The following is a 25,899-nucleotide window of genomic DNA, read 5'->3' as shown; positions in this document are numbered from 1 at the left end:
GGGTAGATGCTAAGTGTCTGGGGGATTGGCTACACTAAGCGGGTAGTTTTTGCATCACCCATATATGAGGAGTGTTCATGTCAGCCAGCAAGATCGATACCGTTGTTAACCTTTGCAAGCGCCGTGGCCTTGTGTACCCGGCCGGTGAAATTTACGGCGGTACGCGTTCTGCATGGGACTACGGTCCGCTCGGCGTCGAGCTGAAGGAAAACATTAAGCGCCAGTGGTGGAAGCACATGGTGCAGTCCCGGAAGGATACGGTCGGCGTGGATACGTCGATTATTCTGCCGCGTCAGGTGTGGGAGGCGTCGGGTCACGTGGAGGTGTTCACGGACCCGCTGGTTGAGTCGCTGTACACCAACAAGCGTTACCGTGCGGACCACCTGCTGGAGGCCTACGAGGAGAAGCACGGCCACCCGCCGGTCAACGGCTTGGCGGACATCAAGGACCCGGAGACGGGCCAGCCGGGCAACTGGACTGAGCCACGTGAGTTCTCGGGCCTGATGAAGACGTACCTCGGCCCGGTCGACGACAAGGAGGGCCTGCACTACATGCGCCCGGAGACGGCGCAGGGCATCTTCGTGAACTTCAAGAATGTGATGACGTCCGCGCGTCTGAAGCCGCCGTTCGGCATCGCCAACATTGGTAAGTCCTTCCGCAACGAGATCACGCCGGGCAACTTCATTTTCCGTACCCGCGAGTTCGAGCAGATGGAGATGGAGTTCTTCGTCAAGCCGGGTGAGGATGAAGAGTGGCACCAGTACTGGATTGATAACCGCCTGCAGTGGTACATCGACCTGGGCATTAACCCGGACAACCTGCGGCTGTACGAGCACCCGAAGGAGAAGCTGTCGCACTACTCGAAGCGCACCGTCGATATCGAGTATGCCTACAACTTCACCGGCTCCAAGTGGGGCGAGCTCGAAGGCATCGCGAACCGCACGGACTACGACCTGCGCACGCACTCCGAGAAGTCCGGCGAGGACCTGTCCTACTTCGACCAGGCCGCCAACGAACGCTGGACGCCGTACTGCATCGAGCCAGCCGCTGGCCTTGGCCGTGCGATGATGGCCTTCCTTGTCGACGCCTACCACGAGGAAGAAGCCCCGAACGCCAAGGGTGGCACGGATACCCGCGTGGTGCTGAAGCTGGATCGACGCCTGGCGCCGGTGAAGGTTGCTGTGCTGCCGCTGTCTAAGAAGTCCGAGCTTGCCGAGCCCGCTGAGGAGCTCGCCGCGAAGCTGCGCCAGCACTGGAATGTCGACTTCGACACCTCCGGCGCGATCGGCCGCCGCTACCGCCGCCAGGACGAGACCGGTACGCCGTTCTGCGTGACCTTCGACTTCGACTCGCTTGAGGACGGCGCCGTGACCGTCCGCGAGCGTGACACGATGGAGCAGGAGCGCGTCAAGATCGACGAGCTCGAGGCATACCTGGCTACCCGCCTAATCGGCTGCTAGGAGGCACTCGCCATGCATTACGTAAGCTGGGACCGCTCGCAGCGCGACGCCCCGAAGCTGTTGGCTGAGGCCGGCCCGGAGGTACTCGGCGAGTTCACGCACGAGTCCGCAACGGTGGGCGGGCAGCAGTGGGACCTGCTGGTCGCCCCTGAGTCCGGCGCGGTGGCGAAGTGTAACGGTGAGACAGTGGTGGAAGCCACCGCTTCCTTGGCACGCGCGAAGGAGATCCCTGTGCATATTGGGGAGCGCTCCTACGTGCTGGTCAACGAGTGGGGCAAGAACTGGGTGGTCAATGACTCCGCCGGCGAGAAGGTCGCGCAGTTCACCCAGGACCACAACGGGGTGCGCAAAGCAATCCTCGAGTTCGAGGGCGAAACCACCCTGCCTGCCACCGACGTGGCCGGGCTGGCGTGGGTGAGCCGCGAGGTCCTGGAGGCGAAGAAGCTCGGGATTTCGAATGCGCTGATCGGCACGCTGTTGCTGTTCTCGGGAATCATCGTGCTGGTGATGTTCCTCTAATGACCACGGTGTGGTGGCGCGGTGCGGCGCTCGAAGGAACCGATGCGGCGGTGGCAACCGTGGAGGGCGCCACGATCACCGCGGACGGTCACCGCATCACCATGGTGTCGACGTTCCCCGCGTCGCTGCGTGCAGTCGACGAGCGCGGCCAGCGCTACCTGCTGCGCAAGACCAGCCTGACCGTGGCGCGCTACACCGCCGAATGCGGCGGCAGGCCATACACGGTGCGCAGGACCCGGGGGCGTCGCCGCGACATTATCGACGCCCGCGGCACCACCGTCGCAACGACAAACGGCCACCTCAACGGTGAGTTGGAGGTGACCGTTCTAGGGGACTGCGCCTCCGAGGCGCTCGTGGGGGACCTGCTGTTTATAACGTGGGCGCTCACGTACGTGGATACGCCCACGCGTAGGCTGCGCTACTAGCCGGTTAGAAAGTGCCGCCGCGGGTGTTCATCCCGCCGCCACCGCCGCCACCGGAGAAGCCGCCGCCTCCACCGAATCCTCCGCCCCCGAAGCCGCCCCCTCGGTTGCCGCCGCCGGACAGGATCGAGCCCCACAGCACGGCCTGCGCCATGGAGTTCGCGGTATCGCGGGCCTGGGCGCGGCGGTACTGATCCAAGTCGTCCTTGGCGGCCTGGATCGCGCGACGCGCGGTGGTGGTCGCCTGGCGGGCGTACTCGATGGCCTCGCGGGTGTTGCTGGTGCGGCGCTGCTGGGCCTCCGCGTACTCGCGCTGTGCCTGGGCCAGCAGCGTGCGGGGCTGGGAGCTGATAATCCGGCCGCGGGAACGAATCATGTCTTCGGCCGACTGGATCTGGGTGGTGGCCACCTGCATCTGCTGGTCGAACATGGTCAGCGCCCGCGACTGGTCGTGGGCGGCGCCCTCGGCGCGCTCAATCTCGGCGTCGAGCTGTGCGTCCACGTCGCTCAAGTCCGCGTACAGGCTCAGTGGGTCGGTGGTGTCGCGGTCGCCGATGTTTGCGATCGCTTCGCGGGCGGTCGCGGTGACGCGGTCGAGGGCGGTCACGTCAACGTCGGCACCCTGTTCGCGTGCACTCTTGAGCTGCGTAATCTGCTCGATCTCGTCGCGGATTTCCTGGATCAGCGACGAGAGGTTCTCCTTCGCCGTGCGGATGTTCGCGTCGGCGTGCTCGATGGCGGACAGGTTGTGGTCGGAAAGCTCGACGGCGCGGGTGGCGGCGGAGAGGACGTCGAGAAGCGGGCCCTGCTCACCGGCCGGACGCGCGGCAAGTCCGCGAGCCTTGTCTAGCTGTGCCTCGGCCTCGTCGAGGGACTCGGCGGCGAGCTCCACGTTGCCGTCGATGGAGTGCAGCATCTGGGCGGGGTACTGCTCCCGCAGCGCCACCAGCTGCTGCTTCGCAGGCTCCAGCCGCGAGCGCAGATCGACGGTGCGCTGCATGACCTTCTCGATCTCCTCCGGCGCGCGCATCAGCACACCGCGCATCGAGTTGAACTCTTCCGTCTTCGCGCGCAGCGACGCCTCAGCGGTGCGGGCAGACGTAATGATGTCGATGAGCATGGCGCGCCGCTCCGGCTCGGTCTCCGGGATGGCGTCGTGCAGCGCCTGCTGGGTGCGAAACGCGCGCCGCAGGGCAGTGGTCGCCGAGTTCATCGCGGCGGTAAACGGGCGCACGCGGTCCGCGCCGAACTCAGAGGTGGCCAGGCGCAGCTCCTCCTGGCCCTGCTGCACTGACTCGTCGGCAGCGACGAGCGCCTCCTGCGCCACCGCGTCCAGGGTGGAGGTAGGCAGGCGGTTCAGCGAATCCGCATCGCCGGGTGCAAGCTCGCGTGCCGACGCCACCTGCGCCTCCCTGTGCTGCTTATTCTTTCGGCGCGACACAGCCCAGTACCCGCCACCGGCAACCGCGGCGAGCCCGGCACCGCCGGCAATCAGGCCAGTTGCCTCGCCGCCGCCTGAGCCCGAACCCGTGCCACCCGAACCAGCACTAGCGCTGCCGGCCGCCTCAACCGCGGCCAACGCCGCGCCGGCCCAATCGCTTTGCACCAACTTCGCGTACGCCGCCTGGTCAATCGCGTCGGCCTCCGCGGACGACCACTGCTCGCCAGTGGTCACGCTGTACGCGCGCTCATTCGGCGAAATCGCGATGACGGCCGTATTCGGCCCGTTGGCCCGCACCGCCTGCTCCGTCCACTCCGACGGCGGTGTGCCCGCAAAAGAATCGAGGAACACCACCCGCACCGAGCGGCCCTTCTGCGCGCTGACCTGCGCGATAGCGTCCTCAACCTGGGAGACCTCCCCAGCGGTCAGGACGCCAGCTTCGTCGGTGACTGGCGTCGTCAATAAGCTGGGCTGAAGTGCCTGCACGGACACGGACGGCGCTGCAGCCTGCGCCACCGGAGCGACGGCCAGCAACGCGCCCCCAACGAACAGCGGGGCAGCGGCCAAGAGACGGTAGTTGCGCTTAGTCATGCCAATGAGGGTAGTCGCTCACACAGAAACGTGCCGGAACCGTTTACGCTCAGAAGGCGTGTACACCTATAACGCCGCAGACGTCGAACGCCGCGCCCCCGAAGCCCCAAAAGGAGCCCAAACCGCGCCCCAGGCCGACACCCGTGACGCCTTCGCCCGCGACCGCGCCCGCGTCCTCCACTCCGCGGCGCTACGACGCCTCGCCGACAAAACCCAAGTCGTCGGCCCTCGCGACGGCGACACACCACGCACACGCCTGACCCACTCGCTGGAAGTCGCGCAGATCGCGCGCGGCATCGGCACCGGACTCGGCCTCCACCCCGACCTATGCGAAATGGCCGGACTCACCCACGACATCGGCCACCCGCCCTACGGCCACAACGGCGAAAACGCCCTCAACGAAGCCGCCCCCTGCGGCTTCGAAGGCAACGCACAAACACTTCGCATCCTCGCGCGCCTCGAACCAAAAATAATTATCGACGCCACCACCTACGGCCTCAACCTCACCCGCGCCAGCCTCGACGCCGCCACCAAATACCCGTGGACCCGCACCAACCCCGACGGCACAGTCAACCGCAAATACTCCGCCTACGACGAAGACGCCGACGTCCTCGCCTGGGCACGCGCCGGACACACCGACAACCGCCCGCCCATGGAAGCACAGGTGATGGACTTCGCCGACGACATCGCCTACTCCGTCCACGACGTCGAAGACGGCATCGTCTCCTCCCGCGTGTCACTGCAGGTCCTTTGGGACTTCGTCGAGCTCGCCGCCCTCGCCGAGAAAGGTGCCGCCGCGTTCGGAGGCACCGCCGACTCACTCATCGACGCCGCCGACCGTCTCCGCGCCCTGCCCGCCATCGCCGCAGCCGCCGACTTCGACTTCACCCTCCAGTCCTGGACCCAACTCAAAGCGCTGACCTCGCAGTTAGTTGGGCGCTACGTCGGCGGGGTCACGCAGGCCACGCTCACTGACGAAGCCAACAACGTGCTGGGCAGACAGCACGGCAACCTCGTGGTCCCGCCTGACGTGGAGGCAGAGGTCCGTCTTCTCAAGACCGTGGCCGTGCTCTACGTGATGGACGAGCCCGCGCACCTCGCTCGCCAGGATCGGCAGCGCGACCGCATCTTCCACGTCCATGAATACCTGCGCGCGGGCGCGCCGGGCACCCTGGACACGATGTTCCAGCAGTGGTTCGAGGCCGCCGAGACAGATCTGGAGCGCGAGCGCGTCATCATGGACCAGATCGCTTCGATGACGGAGTCGCGCCTCGAGCGCACCGCGAAGAAGGCCGCCGCGTTCGACGGATTTTACTAGAGGTATGCCTCGCGAGATTATTCGGGAAATCGTGAACAAAATTGCAGTTTTTGTGACTCGGCACACAAGCAAATCTGTTCACAAAATCCCGACTCAACTTGAGAGCAGTACTCCCACCATCACGAGGAGAGGAATTCAGCGATCTGCTCGAGCGCATCCCGCGTGCCAATTTCACCCGGAAGCCACGGAAGCTCAAGGATCGGCACTGGCAGGTCCAGCAGCTCCAGCGCTCGCGCTTCCACTTCGCGGCGTCCCGCCAAAAAAGAGCCGGCCTCATCTGGCGTGCGACGGTTCACCACGGCCCCGCCGACGTGCACGCCGTGGGACGTGAGCTCCTCGTAGAACTCCATCGACTCCATGACCGGCAGGCGCTCCGCGGTCAGCACGATGTGGAAGACGCACTGGGCGGGATCGGTGAGCACGGCGCGGAGGCGCTCGAACTTGCGGCGGCGCTTCAGTAGCGTGGAGCGGATCTGCTGATTGCGGCGGTCGACGGGGGAGCCGCTGTTCCCGGAAGTGCCGCCCATCCCGCGGACGAGCTCGCTGAACTTATCGGACTTGTCGCGCCGGGCCAAGAGGCCGTCGGTGTAGGCGGCCATGACCTCGGGAAGCGCCATGAGGCGGGAGGTGTGGCCGGAGGGGGCGGTGTCGAAGATGATGTGGTCGTAGTCGCCGCGCTCTGCGACAAGGTCGGCGATGCGTTCGAGGAGTGCGGCCTCGTGCATGCCGGGGGAGTGCCGTGACATCTCCAGGTGGCGGTCCACTTCGCGGTGGAGGCGTTCGGGCATCATGGCGCGCATCGATTCGCCGACGGCGCGCAGGTGCTGTGAAGTAATGGTTGCCGGGTCGAGCTCGATGGCGTGGAGGTTCGGTTCAAGGGCGGTGGGGGCGTCGTGAAGCGAGGTGTTCCAAATGTGCCCGAGGTTGTGTGCGGGGTCCGTTGAAACTAAGAGGACGCGGTGGCGGCGCGCGGCGAGGCGCACGGCTGTGGCGGCGGAGATCGTCGTCTTGCCGACGCCACCTTTCCCGCCGAAGAACATGACTGGGGCGTCTAGCAACATGAGATTCCGTCGAGTGGTGAGTGTTCCATGCCCATGCGGGTGTGCCAGGCGTGGAAGTCGTCGTAAAGCAGGGGCAGGAGTTCGAGTGTGTAGTAGCTGGCGGGGTTCGGGATGCCGAGCATTTCGGAGGCAACCAGCAGGGTGAACAGGTCGTCCTCCTCGCGTGCGGCGCGGGCGAATTCGCGCCGGTAGGGCGCCTGGTAGAACTCGCTGAGGCCCGCGCCGAGCGCGGCCAGCTTACTGCGCAGGTTCATCGACCGGCGTGTCCTCCCACTCGACGGCTGGCTCGCGGCGCGCCTTGCTGATCGCGGTGATCGCCTCAACGATGACCCAGATCGCGCAGATAATAATGACGACGTCGATAGCGAGCAGCAGCCAGTTGCCTGCCTCGAAGAGGGTGCGCAGCTGCAGCACTGCCGCCCACAGCGACATGAGCGTCACGAACGCCAGCGGGATCAGCAGTGGCAGCGTCGGGCGACGCAGCCTGGTCAGGATGACCACCAGGACTGCCAGGGTCAGCCCGGCCATCAGCTGGTTCGTGGTGCCGAACAGCGGCCAGATGATCATGCCGCCGGAGCCGTCCAGGCCCGTCGAGAACGTCAGGCCAAGCGCAGCACCAACCGCGATGATCGTGGCTGCCAGGCCGGAGAGCTTCACTCCCATAATCTGGCCGATCTCGCCGACGACCATGCGCTGCAGACGCACACCAGAGTCCATCGTGGTCGCAGCGAAGAGGACAGCCATGGTGGCCAGGATGGTGGCCGACAGGGACGTCGGGATGCCCAGGCCCTGGTTCATCAACGCACCGCCGCCTTCGACGAAGGCGTTGACGCCACCGGCGTTCCACTCGTTGTACACGTTCTCCCAATCCGCGATCGTCTTGTAGCCGCCCGTCGTCACCACAATCGTGCCGAGGGCCAGCAGGCCCTCACCAACCGCACCGAAGTACCCGACGAAGCGCGCGTCCGTCTCCTTATCCAACTGCTTCGCCGACGTACCCGAAGCAACAATGCCGTGGAAGCCAGACACCGCACCACACGCAATCGTCACGAAGAGCAGCGGGAAGATACTCGGTGTGCCCTCCGGCACCGCCTCATTAATCGACGGCGCCACAATCTCCGGACGCACAATAAAGAACGAAGCGTACAAAATAATCAGACCAACAAACAGCTGCAGACCATTGATGTAATCACGCGGCTGCAACAGCACCCACACCGGCAGCATCGACGCAATGAACGCGTACACGAACAGCAAAATGATCCAGATACCGCGATCCGGAATCCCCATCACCGTCTCCGGCAGCGCGAGTGGCACGCGGTCACCAATCACCATCAGAGCGTACAGCGCCACAACACCAACCACCGACACCAGCGGCAGATTCCACTTCAGGCGGTAAATCGCCTGCCCAATCAGCACCGCGACCAGGATCGCGCCCCACGTCGGAATCACCGCCGACGGCGTCGCGATCAGCAGGTTCGAAATCACCACCGCGAACGCAGTATTCACCATCAGCAGCAGCAAGAAAATCACCACGAGGAAGAGATTGCGCCCACGCGCGCCGATGTAGCGCCCCGACAACGTACCAATCGACTGCCCCTTATGCCTTTGCGACGCCCACAACGCCCCCAAATCGTGCATCCCCGCAAAGAACACCGTTCCCAAGGTCACCCACAGGAATGCGGGCAGCCAACCCCAAATCACAGCGACTGCCGGGCCGATAATCGGCGCGGCGCCCGCCACGGAAGTGAAGTGGTGGCCCCACAGCACGTACTTGTTGGTGGGCACGTAGTCCACACCGTCTTCCATAGTGTGCGCCGGGGTCTCATAGCTCTCAGAAAGCTTATAGACCCGCTGGCCCAGGAACTTTGAATAGAGCAGGTACCCGGTGAGCAGCATCGCCAGCCCGATGAGTACGAGGAAGAGCGAGTTCATGCGGTCGCCTTTCTGTCAGTGTCTTGAGTCACAACTGCGGAAAGTATGCCACACCTCACAGCTCATTTCCGGTGTTTTCTGAACCCTCCCGGAGGTTCTCCTCGGCGACGGCTCGCGTGGGGTGGGGATATGCCTCGCGAGATTGTTCGGAAAATCGTGAATAGAATTGCGCATTTTGTGACTCCAACCACACGCAATTTTGTTCACAAATTCCCGACTCCGCTCGAGAGCACACATGCCACCCCCAAAATCACCACGCAGGAAGAAGGCCTTCGGGCCGCTCATCGTCGGGGAATCTGCTAATCCTTGCGATGTAGGCTTCAATGCTTGCATCACGGAGGGGGTCGTCGGCGTATTGCAGTGGTTCGCGCGGGCCCCGGCAGATGTCGCAATGCGGGCGGCCGCGGTAGGTGGCGCGCACGGTGTCGGCGATGAGGTTGATCGTGCCGCGGAGGTCGCGGTGGAGTGCTTCCACGGGGACGTGCAATGTGCGGACCCAGCTGGTTTCGGTGGGGGCGCAGTGGTCGTCGAAAAGTGGGGCGTCGGTGAGTGCGAGGGCGAAGTGGGTGCCGTACATGACGCGGTGCGGTTGGGTGTGCCAGTAGTGCGCGGGGAGTGCGTGGTGGGAGATGAGGGCGGTGGCGAGGTAGCTGAGCTCGGGCGCGATTGGGTGGTGGGTGGCGCGCTCCCAGCAGAGTTGGAGGGTGTTGCGGTCGCGTTGGTGGGGCAGGGCCCAGATGGCTGCGGTGATGGTGTCCTCGTGGCCACCGATGTGTTTGAGGTGGTTGAGGACGGGGTAGAGCTGCGCGCGTGGCTCCCATTTGAAGATGCCCGCGATGGTTTCGGGCAGGGGTGCGACGCGGATTCCGGCGATGGTGTCGGTGGTGTGGAGGATTTGGCGTCGATAGTGGAGGCTGGGGCGCCATTTGCTGCGGGTGATGGAGGTGCCGTTGGGCAGCGCGACTTCGGTGAGTTCGGGCTGTTGGCCGAGGTGTGGCACGGGGAGGCGGTGGAGGCGCGCGGCGGTGCGCCCAACGATGGCGGCTTTGCGGTTTTCGCGGCCGTGGATGAGGGCTCGTGCGATGCGGCGGGTGTCGGGGTCAAGCGTGCCCCACCACCGCTTTTCGACGGCCCCATACCTCCCAATCCGCACCATAGTCCCGCTCGTGACGGCTCGTTTGAGCCGCTGAGCTTGTACTGTGCGTCCCCGAAGGCTGTGAATGTGTGCGCGCAGCGCTGCGAATTCCCCCATGCGTTGGAAGTGTAGCAATTTTGTTCACAATTTCCCGAGTGTGCTCGAGACGCCACCTTCCCCCAGTTGGTTACCTCGGCTGCACCTCGCAGAAGGTGTCGTAGTGGTTGTCGGTGTAGTACCACTCGTCGACGACGCCGTCGGCTCCGCCGCCGGTCACGATGCGCCGCAGCCCGCGGTGGTGGACGCCTGGCGTGTCCACGGTGTATTCGCGATAGTAGCCGAGTGGCTCTTCGGGGAGGGTGCGCTCGTAGTTGCCGAAGCGCGAGTCGTCCTCTGGGTGTGGGTAGGGTCCGCCGGATTCGATGAGGTTGATGGTGTCCCAGGCCTCTGCGGGGAGGTTCGGGCAGGAGGTGGGGTCTCCCGACGCGGCGCCCTCGTCCTTGTTGGGCAGGAACGTGTTGATCAGGAGCGCCGCGGCGACAACGACGGCGCCGACGGCGGTGTTCTTCGATTTTCGGCTCACGCTGAGTCATTGTGGCACAGGCGCTACGATGTGCGTATGGCTAGGGGCAGAATTCCGGATAGTGACATTGAGGCTATTCGTGAGCGGGCGGCGATCGAGGACATCGTTGGCGAGTATGTGCAGCTGAAACCGGCTGGCTATGACTCGCTGAAGGGATTGAGCCCGTTTAAGGATGAGAAGACGCCGTCTTTCCATGTGCGTCCGGCGCGTGGTTACTACCACTGCTTTTCTACGGGCAAGGGCGGGGACGTCTTTTCCTTCCTGATGGAGATGGAGCAGATGTCCTTCCCGGAGGCGGTGGAGGCGGTTGCTCAGGAGATCGGCTACCACATCAATTACCAGGGCGGGACGACTGGTGGGCGTGATGTGAAGCCGGGGACTCGCGCGCGCCTGTTGGCGGTGAATAAGGCGGCGCACGAGTTTTACCGTGAGCAGTTGGAGACCCCGGAGGCGGAGGTCGGTAGGAATTTCTTGCTGGAGCGGGGGTTTTCGAAGGAGCTGATTTATCACTTCGAGTGCGGGTACGCCCCGGATGGTTGGGATACGTTGACGAAGCACTTGCTTCGCAAGGGTTTCGACGCCCAGGAGCTCCAGGATGCTGGGATTTCGAGTATGGGGCGTCGTGGGCCGATTGATAAGTTTCGGCGCCGCCTGATTTGGCCGATTAAGGATGTGGCCGGCAACGTGATCGGGTTCGGGGCGCGCAAGCTGTTTGATGATGACCCGATGGGTAAGTACATGAATACCGCGGACACGATGTTGTACCACAAGTCGAAGGTGCTCTTTGGGCTGGATTTGGCCAAGAAACACATTGCTACGGATCACCAGACTGTGGTGGTGGAGGGCTACACGGACGTGATGGCGATGCACGCTGCGGGGGTGAAGACGGCGGTGGCGTCGTGTGGTACGGCGTTCGGTAAGAATCACATGGCGGTGATCCGCCGCCTCATGCTGGATGACAACTACTTCCGCGGCGAGCTGATCTACACCTTCGACGGCGACGAGGCTGGCCAGAAGGCGGCGATGCGCGCGTTCGAGGGGGATCAGCAGTTTTCGGGGCAGTCGTTTGTGGCGGTCGCCCCCGACGGCCTGGACCCCTGTGACCTGCGCCTTGACCGTGGGGATTCCGCGTTGCGGGACTTGGTGGCGTCGAGAATCCCGATTTTTGAGTTCGTGATTGAGTCCCTGCTGAAGGACTACTCGCTGGACACGGCGGAGGGGCGCCTGCAGGCGTTGCGACGCACCGTCCCCGTCGTCGCCGGTATCAGCGACAAGGTACTGCAGACGGAGTACGCACGCAGGCTCGCCGGCTGGGTGGGCTGGCCGAACCCGGACGAGGTGCTCGAGCAGGTCCGCGAGGAGGCGCGTCGGCCGAAGAAGCAGCAGCGTACCTGGCAGAAGCCACAGCGCCAGCAGCAGGCCGCGCCGGGCCAGCCGCCCGCGTTGGTGCCGCCGAACCCGCAGGATCCGCTGCTGTGGCCGCAGCGCGAGGCGCTCAAGATTGCGCTGCAGTACCCGGAGAAAGCCGGTAGCTACTTTGAGGGCATTTCGCCGGAGGCGTTTACGAACCCGGCGTATCGCCAGGTGCGTGACGCGATCGAGAAGGCTGGCGGGGTGACGGGCGCGCACGTGGGCCCGCAGTTTTTGGCGAAGGTGGCGCAGGAGATGCTGGACCTGGTGGGCCGCAATTTCGTTTCAGAGTTGGCGGTTGAGCCGATGCACCCGGACGACATTGACCGTTACGTGGACTCGGTGCTTTCACGCCTACAGGAGACCCGCGTGGGGGATCAGATTGCGCTGCTGAAGGCGCAGTTGCAGCGCATGCGCCCCTCCGACGACGAGGCCGCCTACAACGCGCTGTTTTCCGACTTGGTGGCGCTTGAGCAGGCGCGCCGCGAGCTCAACGACCGCGCCCTGCGCGGCGGGGCCTACGGGCCGCAAGGCTAGTTGCCCTTGGCTTTGGCCTCCTGCCACAGCCGGTCCTGGGTCTCGGCGTCGATGGTGCCGGTGCTGCCGTCGAAAAGGTAGGGGGAGCGCGCCTTCATCTTATCGACGAACCCCTGCGCCACCTCCGCGAACCCGAACGCGCCGCGCTCTGCCGCGATTTCGGCGTGGAAAAGGACTTGCAACAGGACGTCGGAAAGTTCGTTGCGCAGGGCTTCGTCGCCCTCGTTGTCGGTGATGGCGGCGGCGAGCTCCTCGGTTTCCTCGTGGAGGTAGGGCAGCAACGTTTCGTGTGTCATGGAGCGCTCCCACTGCCCGCGGGTGCGCGCCGCGTGCATGACGGATACTGCCTGGTGGACGGGGTCCTCGAGCGAAGGCACCCGCTCGACGTGCTCGCCCTTCGCGATGCGGTCGCGCACGAGCTCGTCCTCCTCGTTCGTGGTGAGCAGCCAGGGGGAGGGGCCGTCGGGGGCGTCGGCAAGGTCCCAACGCACGGAGACGGGCACTTCCATGGTGAACTCCACTGGTCCGCGGATGCGCTGCGCAACTGAAACGGGCAGCATGTCGGGCCAACGAGGGTCAAGCACGAGGATGGTCATAGTGTGTAACAATAGTCCGCATGACAAACCAGATTGCAGAAGCCATCAAGGCCGTTTCCCCAACCGCGGAGGCCGTCGCGCAAGAAACCGTCAGCTTTTCCCCGATCCGCTGGAAGACCGGCTGGCCGCATAACCTGCGCCGCGTCCCACCCTTCCGCGACGACGCCACCGCGACCCTGACCCGCCGCGAAGTCTTCGCCTTCGCGCAGGACGTCGTGGATTCCGAGTTCGCCCGCGACCAGATCATCGACTTTCTGGGTGCGTCCTTCGCATTCCAGGGCGGCAAGAACGCGCAGGCGCAGCTGAAGCTGCAGCAGTTCCTGCGCAACAAGGGCAAGGCGAACGCGCTGCTGCAGGCGCTGCGCAAGGTCGGCTCCGGTGAGCTCACGCCGGTCCAGCAGTACGAGGCCGTCGTTGCCACGGGCCTGCCTGCGAAGTTCGCCTCCGGCCTGATCTATTTCCTGGCCGGCCCGCAGGAGGCCGCCGACGAGAAGCCGCTCATCATCTGCTCCAACCGCGCGAAGGGCGCCGGCCTGGACGTAACCAGCGACTGGTCCGCCGACGAATACGGCACCTACCTGGCAGCCATCAAGGCCGGGCGCGACGAGCACGCCCCCGACCTCCCACTCGACGCGGTAGAATTCGCACTACGCGAGCACGCCCGCCAAGGATAGGAGACCATCATGAAGGCGCGTACAACGGTTCTTGCTGGACTTGCCCTCGGCTGTGTGGCGCTAGCCGGGTGTTCGACAGAGAAGTCGACGGACCTGGGATTCGCAGCCGCAGCGCAGGAGGGCACACCGTTTACGGTGTCGCAGGTTGCCGGCGAGCACGCCGAGCGCGCCTATCTCTTCTGCCCGTACACAGACAAGGCGCAGGCTGAGGCCCTGGGCTTCGACCCCGACGATGTCTACAGCATCAACGACGACTCACAACGCTGGGAGACCTGGAGCGGCATCGGCGTCATCTTCAGCGATGATCGCAAACCCGCCATCGAGTGGTTCGACCCCTCAATTATCGACGCCTGCCCCGGCGCCACCACCGGCGATCCCGTCGATGTGAACGCCCCGATTACCCCCACCGTCCAGCCCGTCGAGTTCGCGGGCGACGAAGGCCCCACCGACGTGATCAAGTTGGTGGTGGAGTAGGGGGGGCTTCTTGGGATTGTGCGCTAGCGGGGGTGCGCACCACATTCCCTCACAGGTTTAGCCTGACCTGGGCTTTTGCCGCGCTCGCCGATCGGAATCGTGGAATGTGGTGCGCGTGCTGCTTGGGGTGACACCAGATTCCCTCCCGTGCTTTGCGTGACCTGGGGAAACGTAAAAGTCGGCGAAGGAAAAAGGGAATGTGGTGCGCAAGCAACGGGGCGAGCGCCTAAAACCTAGCGCGTCAGGAGCTGGCCCAGGTCCAGGTTGGAGGACAGCTGCTGCAGCTGTGGTGGGATGTTGGTCTGGGAGCTGCCGAGGAGCTTCGCCCAGTCCTGTACCGGGTCCGGCTTCACGATGCCGCACTCCAGCGCACGGTCCGCAACTGCCTGGACGGTGCCGCCGGACATGACGCGAAGGGCAATGGAGTCGCCGATCTTGCCATTGAGGTTGTTGACCAGCTGCTGGCGGGTGGTGTCCTTGCCTGCGACGCCGGTGCCGTTGAGGGTGACGCGCAGGGTGCTGCAGTTCATAGTTTTGACGTTGCCGTTGACCAGCTGCAGGAGCGAGGTGGCGTCCTGTGCCTGTGCTGCTGGTGCTGCGAGGCCTGCCAGGCCGGTCAGGGCTGCGGCGCCGATGGCTGCGATGCGGGTGGAAATGCGCATAGGGTGCTCACTTTCAGGTTGTAAATAGGTGTTTGAAAACAGAACGGATTACACCATACCTGTTACTGGTGTGACGCAAGTGAAAATTGGGGATTACGGGGGTAGTGTAGGATCTTCTGCCATGACGTTTTCTGGCCGTCCCGGCAGGCGTGCGCGCGGGTGTGGGTGTGTGGCGCTGCTTGTCGTTGTCGGCGCGGTGGTGATGGTTGTTGCGTTGGTGGCCTTCCTGCTCAGTGCGCTTGGCGGCCCCGAGCAGTTCGTGCAGCGCCAACCCATCCCGGAAGACATACCCCCGGCTGCGGCCACGCCACCACCTGCTATCGACGTCCACGCGCCCGGCCGAACCGCCAACGAACTCCATGCCTGGGCCGCCCCTATCGCGGAGGAGATCGGGGTCGACCCGCAGGCAGTGCGTGCCTACGGCAACGCCGCCTTGATCGCAGCGGAGGCCTGGCCGGCCTGTAACCTGCAGTGGAATACGCTCGCTGGCATCGGCTGGGTGGAGACCCGCCACGGCACCTATACGGGTAAGAAGTTCGACGCTGGTCGCCTCGACGAGAGCGGGGTGGCGCAGCCGCCGATCATCGGCCCGGCGCTCGACGGCACGGGCAACTTCGCACTCATTTCGGACACGGACGGCGGCACCCTCGACAGCGATGCCGAGTACGACCGCGCGGTGGGGCCGATGCAGTTCATCCCCGGCTCGTGGGCGATATATGGCCGCGACGCGGACGGCGATGGGGTAGCAAACCCGCAGCAAATTGACGACGCCGCCCTGAGCGCAGCGAACCTCCTCTGTGCGAACGGGCGTGACCTGTCCACTGCGGAGGGGTGGTCGGATGCGGTGCTGACGTATAACCACTCGCGCGAGTACCTCCACAACGTCCGCGATGCCGCTGCGAACTACGCGCTCACCCAGCGCGCCACCCGGTAGGCGTGCCGCGGCCATGCCGAGAAAGCCACAAAAGCGGGCGAAACCGGGCATGGACAAAAGGTTTGACGAAGATCACATTCCGAATGGTGTGACCTTAAATGGCGTGGTTGTGGGCCTATCACTGCACGGAAACGCAGGGAAAGCGCGAGTGTGACGAACGCCAACAAGCATTTTTTGCTGCGATCTGGAACAATCGGTAACGGAAATTTGGTTTGGCCAATCTCAAGGAGATGAACTGTAGTGGCTGATATTATGCACGTCTTTGCTCGTGAAATTTTGGACTCTCGCGGTAACCCAACCGTTGAGGCTGAGGTTTTCCTCGACGATGGTGCGCACGGCATTGCGGGTGTTCCTTCCGGTGCGTCCACTGGCGCACACGAGGCGCACGAGCTGCGTGACGGTGGCGATCGCTACGGCGGCAAGGGTGTCCAGAAGGCTGTCAAGAACGTCAACGAGGAGATCGCTGACGCACTGGCTGGCATCGAGGCTGACGATCAGCGTCTGCTCGACAAGGCAATGATCGAGCTCGACGGCACGGACAACAAGTCCCGCCTCGGCGCGAACGCGATCCTGGGCGTGTCCATCGCTGCGGCGAAGGCTGCTGCTGAGTCCGCTGGTCTGCCGCTGTACCGCTACATTGGCGGCCCGAACGCTCACATCCTGCCTGTTCCGATGATGAACATCGTCAACGGTGGCGAGCACGCTGACTCCGGCGTTGACGTCCAGGAGTTCATGATTGCTCCGCTGAGCGCTGAGTCCTTCGCTGAGGCTCTGCGCATGGGTGCAGAGGTCTACCACTCTCTGAAGTCCGTTATTAACGCAAAGGGCCTCTCCACCGGCCTTGGCGACGAGGGCGGCTTCGCTCCTTCCGTCGACTCCACCCGCGCAGCGCTTGACCTGATCGTTGAGGCAATCGAGAAGGCTGGCTTCAAGCCAGGCGAGGACGTCGCACTTGCTCTGGATGTTGCTTCCTCCGAGTTCTTCGAGGACGGCGTGTACAAGTTCGAGGGCGGCGAGCACTCCGCTGAGGAGATGGCCAAGGTCTACGAGGAGCTCATCGCTGAGTACCCAATCGTCTCCATCGAGGACCCACTGCAGGAGGATGACTGGGAGGGCTACGCAAACCTGACCAAGACCATCGGCGACAAGGTCCAGATTGTTGGCGACGACTTCTTCGTCACCAACCCTGAGCGCCTCGCACGCGGCATCAAGGAGCGCGCTGCGAACGCGCTGCTGGTAAAGGTCAACCAGATCGGTACCCTGACCGAGACCTTCGACGCTGTGGACATGGCTCACCGCGCTGGCTACCGCACCATGATGTCCCACCGCTCCGGCGAGACCGAGGACACCACCATTGCGGACCTCGCAGTGGCTCTGGGCTGCGGCCAGATCAAGACTGGTGCACCGGCTCGTTCCGAGCGCGTTGCGAAGTACAACCAGCTGCTGCGCATCGAGCAGGAGCTCGGCGACGCCGCTGTTTACGCTGGTCGTTCCGCATTCCCACGCTTCAAGTAATCGCTTGATTTGTACGCACCCCCTGCCCATCGCGCGCTCGCGCGTGGCAGGGGGTGTCGCGTTTTTCCCTGCTGTACACTAATGAGCACTATGAGCACTGGCACGCCCCGAGACAAGCACACAGCGAAGCGCCGCAGGAAGCGGTTGGCTCGCACTGTGCCCGTGGCGTCCCGCGAGCAGCGCAAGCAGCAGCTCGCCGAGCAGAAGGCCAACAGGGAGTCGCGCTTCGCCGCCCCCAACTTAGCGACGCTCGCCCTGCTCATCATCGTGCTCATCGCCGTACTTGTGGCAGTAGCAGCCCCACTCCGTAATTTCTACGAGGGCCGCAACGAGATCGCGCGCGCCCAGGCAAACATCGAGCACTTGGAGCGCCGCCAGGCGGACCTTGAACGCGAAATCGCGAAGTATGAGGACCCCGAGTATCTCAACCAGGTCGCCCGCCGCCGCCTCGGCGTGATGGAGCCCGGCGAGTCCGCCTGGCGAGTCATCGACCCCCGCATGACCCACGGCACCACCATCACCTCCGACGAAACCCCCGACGACCGCGGCTGGGCCGTATTCCTCTGGGATTCCCTGCGCGAGGTCCCCGATGACGTCCCCGCTGACGCTCCTGAAGAATCGCCCGCCCCGGCAGAATCGCCTGCTCCCGAAGCGCCCGCGGAAGCACCTGCGGCGCCTGAAGCGCAGTAGCCCGAAGCTAAAAGGTAGCAACAGGATTACTGCAATCCACTTTTTGCGCGCTCCCACCTGGATTATTCCAATCCTTTTACTCCCATTTGGAGAATCACCAGGCTTCCACCGACGCCACCCCGAGCGCTCCCGTCGACCGATTAGCAGCGTGCTATTAGCAGCGTGTGATTAATGGAGTGCGACGCTGGTCGCCGAAAATCACCAAGCCCGGGGCAAACAGCGCGACCTGAATCGCACGACATTTAGCGCACGCTTTTTACGCCCACGCTGGGGTCCAACAAGCGCAATCAAGAACCAGAACTGTGTAGCCTGAAACCAACCCAACGGCTTGCGACAACGAGAGGAGCAGTGGCTGATTGATTACCTCACGCTCCCGAAAAGAAAGAAGCGCTCGAAGCTCACTGAGTTCTTCGGCTGGGTCCTTGGGTTTTAACGTTTAACCAGGCAAGTTAAAGTATTCTCAATTCTGTTGCGCCGTTTTCATTACCAAGATTGAAAGGAGGGAAGCGATGGGGGTTCTGCGTGTTGATATCGAACCGTCTGTGCTGGACTGGGCGCTGCGACGTACAGGACTCAGTGACGAAAAGCTCCGTGCCACGTCTCCCAAGGTAAACGATTGGCGCTCAGGGGAGGAGCGTCCGACGCTCAACCAAGCGAAGGAACTAGCGAAGAAGGCACGAATCCCATTTGGAAGGCTCCTTCTTCAGGCGCCTTCTGGCGAAGAGACTGATGTACCTGATTTTCGTACTGTCAGAAATGAGCGTCTCGATGGGCTGAGTCCTGATCTGCAGGAAGTTATTCACTCCGCCGAGGCGCGCTTGGGGTGGTACTCGGATTACGCGGAGGAAGTTGGAATTCCTGGTCCTGAAATTCTGCGCTCTGCCCAAGATTCCACCAGTTCCATCCTGGCTGCTCGCCAGGCTCGCATCGCGCTGGGGTTTGACGAGGCTTCTGCAATTCCTGGGCCAGAGAGAGTGACGACACTAGCGCATCAGATGGAAGATGTAGGGATTTTAGTATCCCGAAATTCCATTGTCGGAAACTCTACGCAACGTCATTTCAGTATTGATGAGTTCCGCGGATTCACCCTGATTGATGGGGAATTCTGCCTGGTGTTTGTGAATACAAGTGACGCTAAAACTGCGCAGCTCTTCAGTCTCGCCCACGAGTTGGGTCATGTTGCTTTGGGGAAGGCTGGTATTTCTGACCACAGCGATCACCTGCGGGTAGAGCGCTGGTGTAACGAGTTTGCAGCGGCATTCATTGCCCCAGAGACTGCAGTGAAAGAACGGTACAACAAGAAGTGTTCTTTGCTCGACAACGTCACGTCTCTGGCAAGCGTGTTTGGCATCAGTAGGGAAGCGATGCTGTTGCGCTTGAAAGATATTTTCCTGATCGAGCAACAAGAGTTCGACGAAGTTATGCGATTGGTCCGTGTCAGGAAAGAAAAGAAAGCTACACAAGAAGGCAGCGGCGGTCCTTCGTTCCATGTCCTCGTTCGGTCTCGCGTCGGCGAGCGGTTCTTCGAGACGATCACCTTTGCCGCAAAGTCTGGACAGATTCCTGAGAGAGATGCTGCGCGGCTTCTTGGCGCTGCCTCGTATAAGTCCTTTGAGAACCTGGTGAAGAAAAGCGATTGGGCTAGCAGGGAGGCAGAGTACTTAGGAAGCAAATTTCAGCTGATCGGGGATTAGGTTTTAGAAAGCGCAGGCAGGACAGGGTGCGCAGCGAAACCAAAGGGATCGATATTAGAACGTCTTTGCGTATCGATTCGAGTAAACTTTGGTGATATGTGTATCGATGAAGGAAACGAGCAGACAATTACCCGCTTGCTGGATAAGAGTGAGGAGGCGTTTGTTCTTGCTGTCGAACTGTACAATCGACCGAGCTTAAAATACGGTGCGGAAAGTTGTTCGATTTTGTTGTGCAATGCTTGGGAGCTGATGCTGAAAGCTCACATGATCAGAAAGTGGGGCATTGATTCAATTTACTTCAAAGATGATCCTAGTAGGACTCTTGCTCTTTCCGATTGTTTGAAGAGGGTTTTTACGAATGAGAAGGATCCTCTTCGGGTAAACATGAAGAATGTGATGGAGTTTCGTAATACGAACACGCACTTCATCACAGACGAGTACGACTTGTTTTATGGGCCCTTCTTGCAGTCGTGCGTGGAAAACTATGCGGACAAGCTTTGGGAATTGCATAACCGTTCGGTAAGCGAGCTCATCCCAGACAATCGGTTGGCCTTGGCAATGAGAAGAGGTGCAATCGTTCCTGACGTTATTCGGACAAAGTATGACGCTGCAGTTGCGCAGGAACTACTTGCCCGGCGGAAAGACGTTGCGGATGCTATCGGGGCTGAAGGAAATCAGAGGATCGCGGCGACTTACGAGACCTCGTTGAGGCTGGTTAAAAAGAAGAATGATGCAGATTTGAATGTTTACATTCAAAACGGATCGGAGCATGGCATCGCCATCGTCAAGGATGTGAAAGATGCCGTTAGCTTTTATCCTTATACTGCTGGTAACGCGACTAAAAAGATCGATTCTTTGTTAAAGAAAAGAGGCATTACTTTTTGCTTCAATGGTTCAGTGAAAGAGAAGTTTACTACGTATGCTTTCCAACTCTTTACCAAAGCGTACGAGATGAAAGGCGATGAGCGCTTCTCCTACGACCGTAAGACTGCGGGAGAGAAAACGAGCAATTGGATATATTCCGAGGCAGCAGTCGAATTTATCGCGCATCAAGTTGAAAAAGACCCTGGTCACTGTCTTGATCAGTTAAGAAGGAAAATTAATACAAAATAACTGAGCCGCAAATCGCCTTCGAAAAGTAAAACACCAACCCTTGGAGCAAAGGAATTCTCAGGTCGTTTGACCTTACTCCCATTCGGGAACCCAGCTGTATCCTTCTCGGGTTGGTGCTGTGATACACATTCTACGCAACCTTAGTCAGTTAGGCAATGCCCCCATGACTGATTGTGCAAGAAGCAGCTGAAGCCTCAACCCACCTCCGCCGCACCGTTCCACCACCGCCCACCTCGTGTGGAACAATGTTGCTCATGCAACCGACTCAAGAGGATCTCAATATCATTCAGGAGCAGCTCGGCCGCGCGCCCCGCGGTGTGCTGGAAATTTCCTACCGCACGCCGGACGGCCAGCCTGCGGTGGTCAAGACTGCACCAAAGCTTGACGACGGCACTCCGTTCCCCACCCTCTACTACCTGACGGACCGCCGTCTCACGGCCGAGGCTTCGCGTTTGGAGGGCGCTCAGGTGATGAAGTGGATGGAGGCCCGCCTGGCCGAGGACGAGGATTTGCAAGAGGATTACCGTCGCGCCCACGAGTATTTTTTGGCGAAGCGCAACGAGATTGAGGACTTGGGTACGGACTTCTCCGGCGGCGGTATGCCGGATCGTGTGAAGTGCCTGCACGTGCTGATTGCGTACGCGCTTGCGGAGGGGCCGGAGCACTTCCGTTTCGGTACGGAGGCGGTGGCGCTCGCTGCCGAGCACGGCAACCTGCGTGGCACCGCGATTCCTGCCGACTGGCCGACGCTCGAGGACCTCGGCATCACGCTCGCTGAGGCGGGGGAGCACCTCGCATGAGCCAGCCGGTAACGCTCGCCGCGGTTGACTGTGGCACGAACTCCATCCGCCTCCTGATCACGCGTTTCGACCCCACAACGAACACGTTTGAAGAGGCCTGCCGCGAGAACATCATCGTGCGCTTGGGGCAGGGCGTGGACAAGACGGGTGCGTTCAACCCCGAGGCGATTGAGCGCACCCGCAAGGCGCTCGCCACCTACACCGAGCGCATGCTCGCCGAGGGTGTGCAGCGCGTGCGCATGGTCGCCACCTCCGCGACGCGCGACGCCTCCAACCGCGACGTCTTCTTCGACATGACCCGCGAGCTGCTTAGCCAGATCCAGCCTGGCGCACAGGCCGAGGTGATCACGGGGGAGGAGGAAGCCCAGCTTTCCTTCATCGGCGCCACGATGGACCTTCCCGCAGGCGACGGCCCCTTCTGCGTCATCGACTTAGGCGGCGGCTCCACCGAGTTCGTTGTAGGCAACGGCGACGCCATCGAGGGCCGCATCTCCACTCAGATGGGGTGCGTGCGCCTCACGGAGCGTTTCTTACGCTCGGATCCGCCAGCCCCCGAGGAGCTGCGCGCAGCCCGCGACTACGCGCGCGAGCAGGTCCAGCACGCGGCAGCGGTGGTCAACATGGCGAAGGCCCGCACGATGGTCGGCTGCGCCGGCACCTTTACGACGCTCTCCGCGCTCACCCAACACCTTCCCGAGTACAACCCAACCCGCATCCACCTCTCACGCCTCTCCTTCGAGGATCTGCGTGCCACCATCGCGGAGATCCAGGCGTTGAGCGTGCAGGAACGCAAGGACCACCCGGTGATCCACCCCGGGCGTGCCGACGTCATCCCCGCCGGCGCTGCCGTCGTCGAGGAAATATTGAAAGCCGCCGAGGATCTCACTGGTCTTGACTCGATTGTGATCAGTGAGAAAGACATCCTCGACGGCATCGTGGCCTCGTTGGCAAGCCACGAATAGTAACTTTAACTCAAGTAAACGCTAGTCCTCGTCCGGCTCCAGGATTTGGTCCTGGTGCCCCCGCTTGCCGCGTAAGTCTTTGATCTCACGCATGCGGGGTTCCGGATCGATCTTGTTCGCAATGGCCTTACGGGTGGAAGTCACCACCTGTTTGGCCACCGGCGAGTTCACTGCCTTCTGTGTGGCGTTGACAATCTGGTGATAGCGCTTGCGACCGGCTTTCGTGCCGAACACGTACCCGGCGGCTGCTCCGACAACGAATTGAATCATGGGTGCCATAGTACAGAGGATTACGATCTTGCTTCAGTACTGCCACAATTAAGGTTTTAAGAAAGCTAACCGTTATCCTGGAAGCCAAGGCACACGCCGATATTGCGATGACTGTTGGTGCACTCTGTGAGAAGGGAATGAAGTTGGCTCGTATTTTGGTGCTATCGCATTATTGGGCGCCAGAAAATGGGGTCCCACAGCGGAGGTGGACGTGGCTCACTGAGATGCTGCACGAGCAGGGGCATTCCGTCAGTGTCATCGCGCCACCGCCGCATTACAATCGGGTGAATGATTGGGCGGAACGCGCCAAGGACGCAAGAGTGCGTACTCGGCGCCGCATTCGGGGGGTGAACAAAGTCGAGTGGGGTCCATCGGGGGAGCGGATCTTTCGGACACAGTATCTAACTGGTGGCTCCGGGCTGACAGCGAAGGCTTTGAACCAAGGATTTGTTGCGCTCTCGACGCTGCTGAAAGTCGCCAAACAGCGCGATAAGGCGGAGGATGCGACGCCTGATCTCATCATTGGTACGGTTCCTGCGCTGCCTACGGCATTCATTACTCCGCTTGCTGCGAAGCTGCTTGGAGTGCCGTATGTGATTGATTTGCGGGATGCCTGGCCGGATTTGTTGAAGTACTCGAATGACTGGAACTCTGGACTGGGTGATTCTTCGTGGCGGGAACGAATCTTTGGTAAGGGACCAAAACAGGTTGTGATCGCCATTGTTTCGCACTTGTTGAAGAAGTCGTTGCGCAACGCTGCCGGTGTGATTGTTACCGCCGATGATTTGGGGGAACAGCTTCAGACAAAGCTAGCTCGCAGAGACGCAGGCGTTCCGGTGAACGTTTGTACCGTGCGAAATGTGTTTCCAGTCAAAAGCGCATTTTCAAGGGAACATGCAACCTCTGTGCACCATGAGGAGAGTGAACGCCCGTACCTCAATGTGTTGTACGCCGGCACGTTAGGTCGAGCCCAAAAACTTGGCAATGCGATCGAGGCAGCAGAGATAGCCCACCGACAAGGTGTTGATGTGCACTTGAAGCTCATCGGCGCTGGAGTGACCAAAGAAGCTCTGCAAAACCAAGCACGGGAACTCGACGCGGATATCGAAATTCTGCCTAGGACCTCAGCAGATGCGCTCGAGCAGTACTACGCCTGGGCTGATACGGCACTAGTACATCTTGCTGATTGGGCACCGCTACAGCGCGCAGTGCCTTCGAAAACGTATGAGCTCATGGAAGCCGGGATCCATATCAGTGGGGCAGTGGAGGGCGAGCCTGCTCGCCTAATCGAACAGCTGCACGCGGGACATACTGTGCCGGCCGAGGATCCACAGGCGCTGGCACAGCTCTGGGTACGGCTGGCACATAACCGGGAGGAATTGGAAGTCCCGAGTAATGCGGCTCAGTGGGTCGTTCACGAACGAGACGTTGCGAGTCCAGCCGCGTTACAGAAGTTTCTCGACGCCCTCTCGAACTAAGGCAGTACCGTGAAATCGTTGCTCAAAGTTGCGTATCTGCGCCAAGCCGTTTTTACTGCCGGATTTATCGCGCAGCAGTGCAGAACTGACGCTGATGCGTTTGCACGCAACGTAGCGCAGCGGCTCAAGTACGTTCAGATCGTGGGTCCGGTACTGCAGCGTCGTGTGCTTTCGGATAAAGACGCCGATCAACAGGACATCGCGAAGGCTGCTCGTCATGCTTTCGAATCTGGTAATTTTTCGGAAGCCATTGACTTGCTCGCAGGCAGTCGGCGTCACCGGCTGACACACCAACGTTATGAGTTTGAGCGGGCGAAACTGCATCAAGGCATTGAGTCGTCCTTGCCGCTGCGCGGTGCGGAACGCGTGTTTCACTACCTGACCAACTCGTTGCCACACACAAGCGCGGGATACTCGCTGCGAAGCCATGCAGTACTTCAATGCATGCAGTCCGTTGGACTTCAGGTAGCAGCTGCGACGCGGTATGGCTATCCAAATGTTGTCGGCAAGCTTGCTACAGATGAACGTGAGTGCGTTGATGGCATTGATTATTTTCGAATCCTGCCTTTGTGGCCATCGGGCTCCTTTTCAGAGCAGCAGGACCAAGCTGTAAAACAGCTGGTGCGTTACGCTGCGAAGTTCGGTGCTGAAGCACTACATACGACTACAGGGTTCGAAAATGCCTTGATCGTTAGCCGAGCAGCAAAACGGCTCGGCATCCCGTGGGTGTACGAGATGCGGGGCGCACCGGAACAAACATGGCTTTCAAAGCAACCAACGGACAAACGCGAGACTGCAAAGCAATCTGAGTACTATCAAGCGGCACACCGCCAGGAACTCGAGGCGGCTCGTCAGGCAGCTGCAGTGGTGGTGCTGAGCGAGATTACAAAACGGTCTCTGATTGAGCGCGGAATTAGTGCTGAAAAGATTGTGGTTGCGCCGAACGGCGTGCCCGATGACGTGTTCCAGCGCCGCGATTCGAAGCTTGAACTACGCCGGGAGCTACGCCTTCCCGAGGGCAAGACGCTTGTGGGAGCCATCACCGCAGTTGTCGACTACGAAGGTCTGGAGTACTTCCTCGAGGCACTCACAAAGCTCGATGAGTCTTTCTTGGGTGTCGTAGTGGGAGATGGGGTAGCGCTGGAGGGGCTGAAGGAACAGGCTCAATCGCTAGGCATTGAACAGCGAGTACGTTTCGTCGGCCGACAGCCTGCGAGCAGCATCCACAAATGGTACGGGGCGCTCGACGTCTTCGTAGTGCCGCGCAAGGACACTGTCGTGTGTAGGAACGTGACTCCTATTAAGTCGGTGATGGCACAGGCACTCGACATCCCTGTTGTTGCTTCTGATCTGCCGGCGCTTCGCGAAGTGACCGGTGGTATAGAAACGTACGTGGAACCGGAAAATGCTTTGTCGTTGGCGGAGGGAATCTGCGTCGCGGCAAGCCTCGAGCATGACGAAAGGCGTACATTATGGGCGCGAACGAGGGCGTGGTCCGCTGTAGCGCAGGAATACGCCGCGCTATACAGGCAGTGAGCAAAATAGCGTTGCTACTGCGTGCTTACTAAGCTGTAACAGTTAGGCTTTGAATGACGGAGAGTTGTCGCACCGCCAGTGGAAGGATTGTT

At 61.6% G+C, this 25,899-nt stretch carries 26 protein-coding genes; 16 read left to right on the top strand and 10 right to left on the bottom strand.

The annotated features are described in order from the left end of the window. The first annotated feature begins 77 nt into the window (after positions 1 to 77). From BQ4436_RS01870 to BQ4436_RS01860, 3 genes are read left to right on the top strand one after another with little or no spacing between them, the layout of a single operon-like run. Positions 78 to 1,460: a glycine--tRNA ligase gene (locus BQ4436_RS01870; RefSeq protein WP_070478005.1), complete on the top strand. Its 1,383-nt coding sequence runs from the start codon at positions 78 to 80 to the stop codon at positions 1,458 to 1,460. 12 nt (positions 1,461 to 1,472) lie between these two features. Further along, positions 1,473 to 1,979, top strand: a complete 507-nt coding sequence (locus tag BQ4436_RS01865; protein ID WP_070975319.1) for a hypothetical protein — start codon at positions 1,473 to 1,475, stop codon at positions 1,977 to 1,979. Next, positions 1,979 to 2,404, top strand: a complete 426-nt coding sequence (locus BQ4436_RS01860) for a hypothetical protein (RefSeq protein ID WP_070975318.1) — start codon at positions 1,979 to 1,981, stop codon at positions 2,402 to 2,404. The genes BQ4436_RS01865 and BQ4436_RS01860 overlap by 1 nt, the downstream gene beginning before the upstream one ends. A gap of 4 nt (positions 2,405 to 2,408) precedes the next feature. Here the strand turns inward: BQ4436_RS01860 and BQ4436_RS01855 are convergent, their stop codons facing one another. Further along, complete coding sequence (locus BQ4436_RS01855) at positions 2,409 to 4,433, bottom strand: TPM domain-containing protein (protein WP_070975317.1); 2,025 nt, start codon at positions 4,431 to 4,433, stop codon at positions 2,409 to 2,411. A 4-nt stretch (positions 4,434 to 4,437) separates the two neighbouring features. Here BQ4436_RS01855 and BQ4436_RS01850 point away from each other — a divergent pair, with 4 nt between their 5' ends. Beyond that, positions 4,438 to 5,751 (top strand): deoxyguanosinetriphosphate triphosphohydrolase, encoded by a 1,314-nt coding sequence (locus tag BQ4436_RS01850; RefSeq protein ID WP_070975343.1) that lies wholly within the window; start codon positions 4,438 to 4,440, stop codon positions 5,749 to 5,751. 119 nt (positions 5,752 to 5,870) lie between these two features. On the opposite strand, the gene BQ4436_RS01845 is transcribed toward BQ4436_RS01850, so the two are convergent. The 5 genes from BQ4436_RS01845 to BQ4436_RS01825 all read right to left on the bottom strand — a co-directional run bounded on the left by BQ4436_RS01845 (position 5,871) and on the right by BQ4436_RS01825 (position 10,462). After that, positions 5,871 to 6,812, bottom strand: coding sequence for an ArsA family ATPase (locus BQ4436_RS01845; protein WP_176754790.1), 942 nt, complete (start codon positions 6,810 to 6,812; stop codon positions 5,871 to 5,873). Beyond that, on the bottom strand, positions 6,803 to 7,066 hold the full coding sequence (locus BQ4436_RS01840; protein WP_070975316.1) for a cory-CC-star protein: 264 nt from the start codon (positions 7,064 to 7,066) through the stop codon (positions 6,803 to 6,805). Before BQ4436_RS01840 ends, BQ4436_RS01845 begins: the two co-directional genes overlap by 10 nt. Further along, a complete protein-coding gene (locus BQ4436_RS01835; RefSeq protein ID WP_070975315.1) occupies positions 7,050 to 8,744 on the bottom strand; it encodes a carbon starvation CstA family protein in 1,695 nt (564 codons plus the stop codon). Before BQ4436_RS01835 ends, BQ4436_RS01840 begins: the two co-directional genes overlap by 17 nt. Positions 8,745 to 8,994: 250 nt before the next feature. Next, the gene (locus BQ4436_RS01830) at positions 8,995 to 9,996 is read right to left on the bottom strand and encodes a hypothetical protein (RefSeq protein ID WP_143000762.1); all 1,002 of its coding nucleotides are present in this window, start codon (positions 9,994 to 9,996) and stop codon (positions 8,995 to 8,997) included. A gap of 70 nt (positions 9,997 to 10,066) precedes the next feature. Next, positions 10,067 to 10,462 carry a guanyl-specific ribonuclease gene (locus tag BQ4436_RS01825; protein ID WP_083329387.1) on the bottom strand — a complete coding sequence of 132 codons (396 nt, stop codon included), beginning with the start codon at positions 10,460 to 10,462 and terminating at the stop codon, positions 10,067 to 10,069. A gap of 36 nt (positions 10,463 to 10,498) precedes the next feature. Between BQ4436_RS01825 and dnaG the strand changes: the two genes are divergently transcribed. Beyond that, positions 10,499 to 12,409, top strand: a complete 1,911-nt coding sequence (dnaG, locus tag BQ4436_RS01820) for a DNA primase (protein WP_070975313.1) — start codon at positions 10,499 to 10,501, stop codon at positions 12,407 to 12,409. On the opposite strand, the gene BQ4436_RS01815 is transcribed toward dnaG, so the two are convergent. After that, the gene (locus tag BQ4436_RS01815) at positions 12,406 to 13,005 is read right to left on the bottom strand and encodes a MazG nucleotide pyrophosphohydrolase domain-containing protein (RefSeq protein ID WP_070362103.1); all 600 of its coding nucleotides are present in this window, start codon (positions 13,003 to 13,005) and stop codon (positions 12,406 to 12,408) included. The genes dnaG and BQ4436_RS01815 overlap by 4 nt on opposite strands. A gap of 20 nt (positions 13,006 to 13,025) precedes the next feature. Here BQ4436_RS01815 and BQ4436_RS01810 point away from each other — a divergent pair, with 20 nt between their 5' ends. Together BQ4436_RS01810 and BQ4436_RS01805 are read left to right on the top strand one after the other, a co-directional pair. Next, positions 13,026 to 13,679, top strand: coding sequence for an 8-oxoguanine DNA glycosylase OGG fold protein (locus BQ4436_RS01810; RefSeq protein WP_070362104.1), 654 nt, complete (start codon positions 13,026 to 13,028; stop codon positions 13,677 to 13,679). 9 nt (positions 13,680 to 13,688) lie between these two features. Then, positions 13,689 to 14,153: a hypothetical protein gene (locus tag BQ4436_RS01805; protein ID WP_070975312.1), complete on the top strand. Its 465-nt coding sequence runs from the start codon at positions 13,689 to 13,691 to the stop codon at positions 14,151 to 14,153. A 233-nt stretch (positions 14,154 to 14,386) separates the two neighbouring features. Here the strand turns inward: BQ4436_RS01805 and BQ4436_RS01800 are convergent, their stop codons facing one another. After that, positions 14,387 to 14,815 carry a hypothetical protein gene (locus BQ4436_RS01800; protein WP_070975311.1) on the bottom strand — a complete coding sequence of 143 codons (429 nt, stop codon included), beginning with the start codon at positions 14,813 to 14,815 and terminating at the stop codon, positions 14,387 to 14,389. A gap of 121 nt (positions 14,816 to 14,936) precedes the next feature. On the opposite strand from BQ4436_RS01800, the gene BQ4436_RS01795 reads away from it, so the two are divergent. The 7 genes from BQ4436_RS01795 (at position 14,937) to BQ4436_RS01765 (ending at position 22,523) form a co-directional block, all read left to right on the top strand. Further along, positions 14,937 to 15,749, top strand: a complete 813-nt coding sequence (locus tag BQ4436_RS01795; RefSeq protein ID WP_070975310.1) for a lytic transglycosylase domain-containing protein — start codon at positions 14,937 to 14,939, stop codon at positions 15,747 to 15,749. A 240-nt stretch (positions 15,750 to 15,989) separates the two neighbouring features. Further along, positions 15,990 to 17,264: a phosphopyruvate hydratase gene (gene eno / locus BQ4436_RS01790; protein WP_070975309.1), complete on the top strand. Its 1,275-nt coding sequence runs from the start codon at positions 15,990 to 15,992 to the stop codon at positions 17,262 to 17,264. A 90-nt stretch (positions 17,265 to 17,354) separates the two neighbouring features. After that, the gene (locus tag BQ4436_RS01785; protein WP_070975308.1) at positions 17,355 to 17,954 is read left to right on the top strand and encodes an FtsB family cell division protein; all 600 of its coding nucleotides are present in this window, start codon (positions 17,355 to 17,357) and stop codon (positions 17,952 to 17,954) included. 509 nt (positions 17,955 to 18,463) lie between these two features. Further along, the gene (locus tag BQ4436_RS01780; protein ID WP_070975307.1) at positions 18,464 to 19,648 is read left to right on the top strand and encodes an ImmA/IrrE family metallo-endopeptidase; all 1,185 of its coding nucleotides are present in this window, start codon (positions 18,464 to 18,466) and stop codon (positions 19,646 to 19,648) included. Between the two features lie 96 nt (positions 19,649 to 19,744). Further along, positions 19,745 to 20,761: a DUF3644 domain-containing protein gene (locus tag BQ4436_RS01775; protein WP_070362111.1), complete on the top strand. Its 1,017-nt coding sequence runs from the start codon at positions 19,745 to 19,747 to the stop codon at positions 20,759 to 20,761. A gap of 254 nt (positions 20,762 to 21,015) precedes the next feature. After that, positions 21,016 to 21,561, top strand: coding sequence for a DUF501 domain-containing protein (locus BQ4436_RS01770; protein ID WP_070975341.1), 546 nt, complete (start codon positions 21,016 to 21,018; stop codon positions 21,559 to 21,561). Beyond that, positions 21,558 to 22,523 carry a Ppx/GppA phosphatase family protein gene (locus BQ4436_RS01765; protein WP_070975306.1) on the top strand — a complete coding sequence of 322 codons (966 nt, stop codon included), beginning with the start codon at positions 21,558 to 21,560 and terminating at the stop codon, positions 22,521 to 22,523. The genes BQ4436_RS01770 and BQ4436_RS01765 overlap by 4 nt, the downstream gene beginning before the upstream one ends. A gap of 21 nt (positions 22,524 to 22,544) precedes the next feature. On the opposite strand, the gene BQ4436_RS01760 is transcribed toward BQ4436_RS01765, so the two are convergent. Continuing rightward, positions 22,545 to 22,793, bottom strand: a complete 249-nt coding sequence (locus tag BQ4436_RS01760; protein ID WP_070363455.1) for a hypothetical protein — start codon at positions 22,791 to 22,793, stop codon at positions 22,545 to 22,547. Positions 22,794 to 22,900: 107 nt separating this feature from the next. On the opposite strand from BQ4436_RS01760, the gene BQ4436_RS01755 reads away from it, so the two are divergent. Beyond that, on the top strand, positions 22,901 to 24,271 hold the full coding sequence (locus tag BQ4436_RS01755; RefSeq protein WP_083329386.1) for a glycosyltransferase family 4 protein: 1,371 nt from the start codon (positions 22,901 to 22,903) through the stop codon (positions 24,269 to 24,271). Here the strand turns inward: BQ4436_RS01755 and BQ4436_RS12120 are convergent. After that, complete coding sequence (locus tag BQ4436_RS12120; protein WP_176754789.1) at positions 24,239 to 24,646, bottom strand: hypothetical protein; 408 nt, start codon at positions 24,644 to 24,646, stop codon at positions 24,239 to 24,241. The two genes, BQ4436_RS01755 and BQ4436_RS12120, sit on opposite strands and share 33 nt — an antisense overlap. On the opposite strand from BQ4436_RS12120, the gene BQ4436_RS01750 reads away from it, so the two are divergent. Next, a complete protein-coding gene (locus tag BQ4436_RS01750; RefSeq protein ID WP_255366087.1) occupies positions 24,638 to 25,807 on the top strand; it encodes a glycosyltransferase in 1,170 nt (389 codons plus the stop codon). The two genes, BQ4436_RS12120 and BQ4436_RS01750, sit on opposite strands and share 9 nt — an antisense overlap. The last annotated feature ends 92 nt before the right edge of the window (positions 25,808 to 25,899 follow it).

Source organism: Corynebacterium sp. MC3, from assembly GCF_900099485.1.
Lineage (GTDB): Bacteria > Actinomycetota > Actinomycetes > Mycobacteriales > Mycobacteriaceae > Corynebacterium > Corynebacterium pseudogenitalium.
Note: the sequence above shows the minus strand (reverse complement) of the source record. Positions and strands in the feature narration are given on the sequence as shown.

Bases quoted from the DNA above. Each gene is read 5' to 3' on its own strand.
- BQ4436_RS01870 (WP_070478005.1), top strand. From the start codon at position 78: ATGTCAGCCAGCAAGATCGATACCGTTGTTAACCTTTGCAAGCGCCGT.
- BQ4436_RS01865 (WP_070975319.1), top strand. From the start codon at position 1,473: ATGCATTACGTAAGCTGGGACCGCTCGCAGCGCGACGCCCCGAAGCTG.
- BQ4436_RS01860 (WP_070975318.1), top strand. From the start codon at position 1,979: ATGACCACGGTGTGGTGGCGCGGTGCGGCGCTCGAAGGAACCGATGCG.
- BQ4436_RS01855 (WP_070975317.1), bottom strand. From the start codon at position 4,433: ATGACTAAGCGCAACTACCGTCTCTTGGCCGCTGCCCCGCTGTTCGTT.
- BQ4436_RS01850 (WP_070975343.1), top strand. From the start codon at position 4,438: ATGAGGGTAGTCGCTCACACAGAAACGTGCCGGAACCGTTTACGCTCA.
- BQ4436_RS01845 (WP_176754790.1), bottom strand. From the start codon at position 6,812: ATGTTGCTAGACGCCCCAGTCATGTTCTTCGGCGGGAAAGGTGGCGTC.
- BQ4436_RS01840 (WP_070975316.1), bottom strand. From the start codon at position 7,066: ATGAACCTGCGCAGTAAGCTGGCCGCGCTCGGCGCGGGCCTCAGCGAG.
- BQ4436_RS01835 (WP_070975315.1), bottom strand. From the start codon at position 8,744: ATGAACTCGCTCTTCCTCGTACTCATCGGGCTGGCGATGCTGCTCACC.
- BQ4436_RS01830 (WP_143000762.1), bottom strand. From the start codon at position 9,996: ATGGGGGAATTCGCAGCGCTGCGCGCACACATTCACAGCCTTCGGGGA.
- dnaG (WP_070975313.1), top strand. From the start codon at position 10,499: ATGGCTAGGGGCAGAATTCCGGATAGTGACATTGAGGCTATTCGTGAG.
- BQ4436_RS01815 (WP_070362103.1), bottom strand. From the start codon at position 13,005: ATGACCATCCTCGTGCTTGACCCTCGTTGGCCCGACATGCTGCCCGTT.
- BQ4436_RS01810 (WP_070362104.1), top strand. From the start codon at position 13,026: ATGACAAACCAGATTGCAGAAGCCATCAAGGCCGTTTCCCCAACCGCG.
- BQ4436_RS01805 (WP_070975312.1), top strand. From the start codon at position 13,689: ATGAAGGCGCGTACAACGGTTCTTGCTGGACTTGCCCTCGGCTGTGTG.
- BQ4436_RS01800 (WP_070975311.1), bottom strand. From the start codon at position 14,815: ATGCGCATTTCCACCCGCATCGCAGCCATCGGCGCCGCAGCCCTGACC.
- BQ4436_RS01795 (WP_070975310.1), top strand. From the start codon at position 14,937: ATGACGTTTTCTGGCCGTCCCGGCAGGCGTGCGCGCGGGTGTGGGTGT.
- BQ4436_RS01785 (WP_070975308.1), top strand. From the start codon at position 17,355: ATGAGCACTGGCACGCCCCGAGACAAGCACACAGCGAAGCGCCGCAGG.
- BQ4436_RS01780 (WP_070975307.1), top strand. From the start codon at position 18,464: ATGGGGGTTCTGCGTGTTGATATCGAACCGTCTGTGCTGGACTGGGCG.
- BQ4436_RS01775 (WP_070362111.1), top strand. From the start codon at position 19,745: ATGTGTATCGATGAAGGAAACGAGCAGACAATTACCCGCTTGCTGGAT.
- BQ4436_RS01770 (WP_070975341.1), top strand. From the start codon at position 21,016: ATGCAACCGACTCAAGAGGATCTCAATATCATTCAGGAGCAGCTCGGC.
- BQ4436_RS01765 (WP_070975306.1), top strand. From the start codon at position 21,558: ATGAGCCAGCCGGTAACGCTCGCCGCGGTTGACTGTGGCACGAACTCC.
- BQ4436_RS01760 (WP_070363455.1), bottom strand. From the start codon at position 22,793: ATGATTCAATTCGTTGTCGGAGCAGCCGCCGGGTACGTGTTCGGCACG.
- BQ4436_RS01755 (WP_083329386.1), top strand. From the start codon at position 22,901: ATGACTGTTGGTGCACTCTGTGAGAAGGGAATGAAGTTGGCTCGTATT.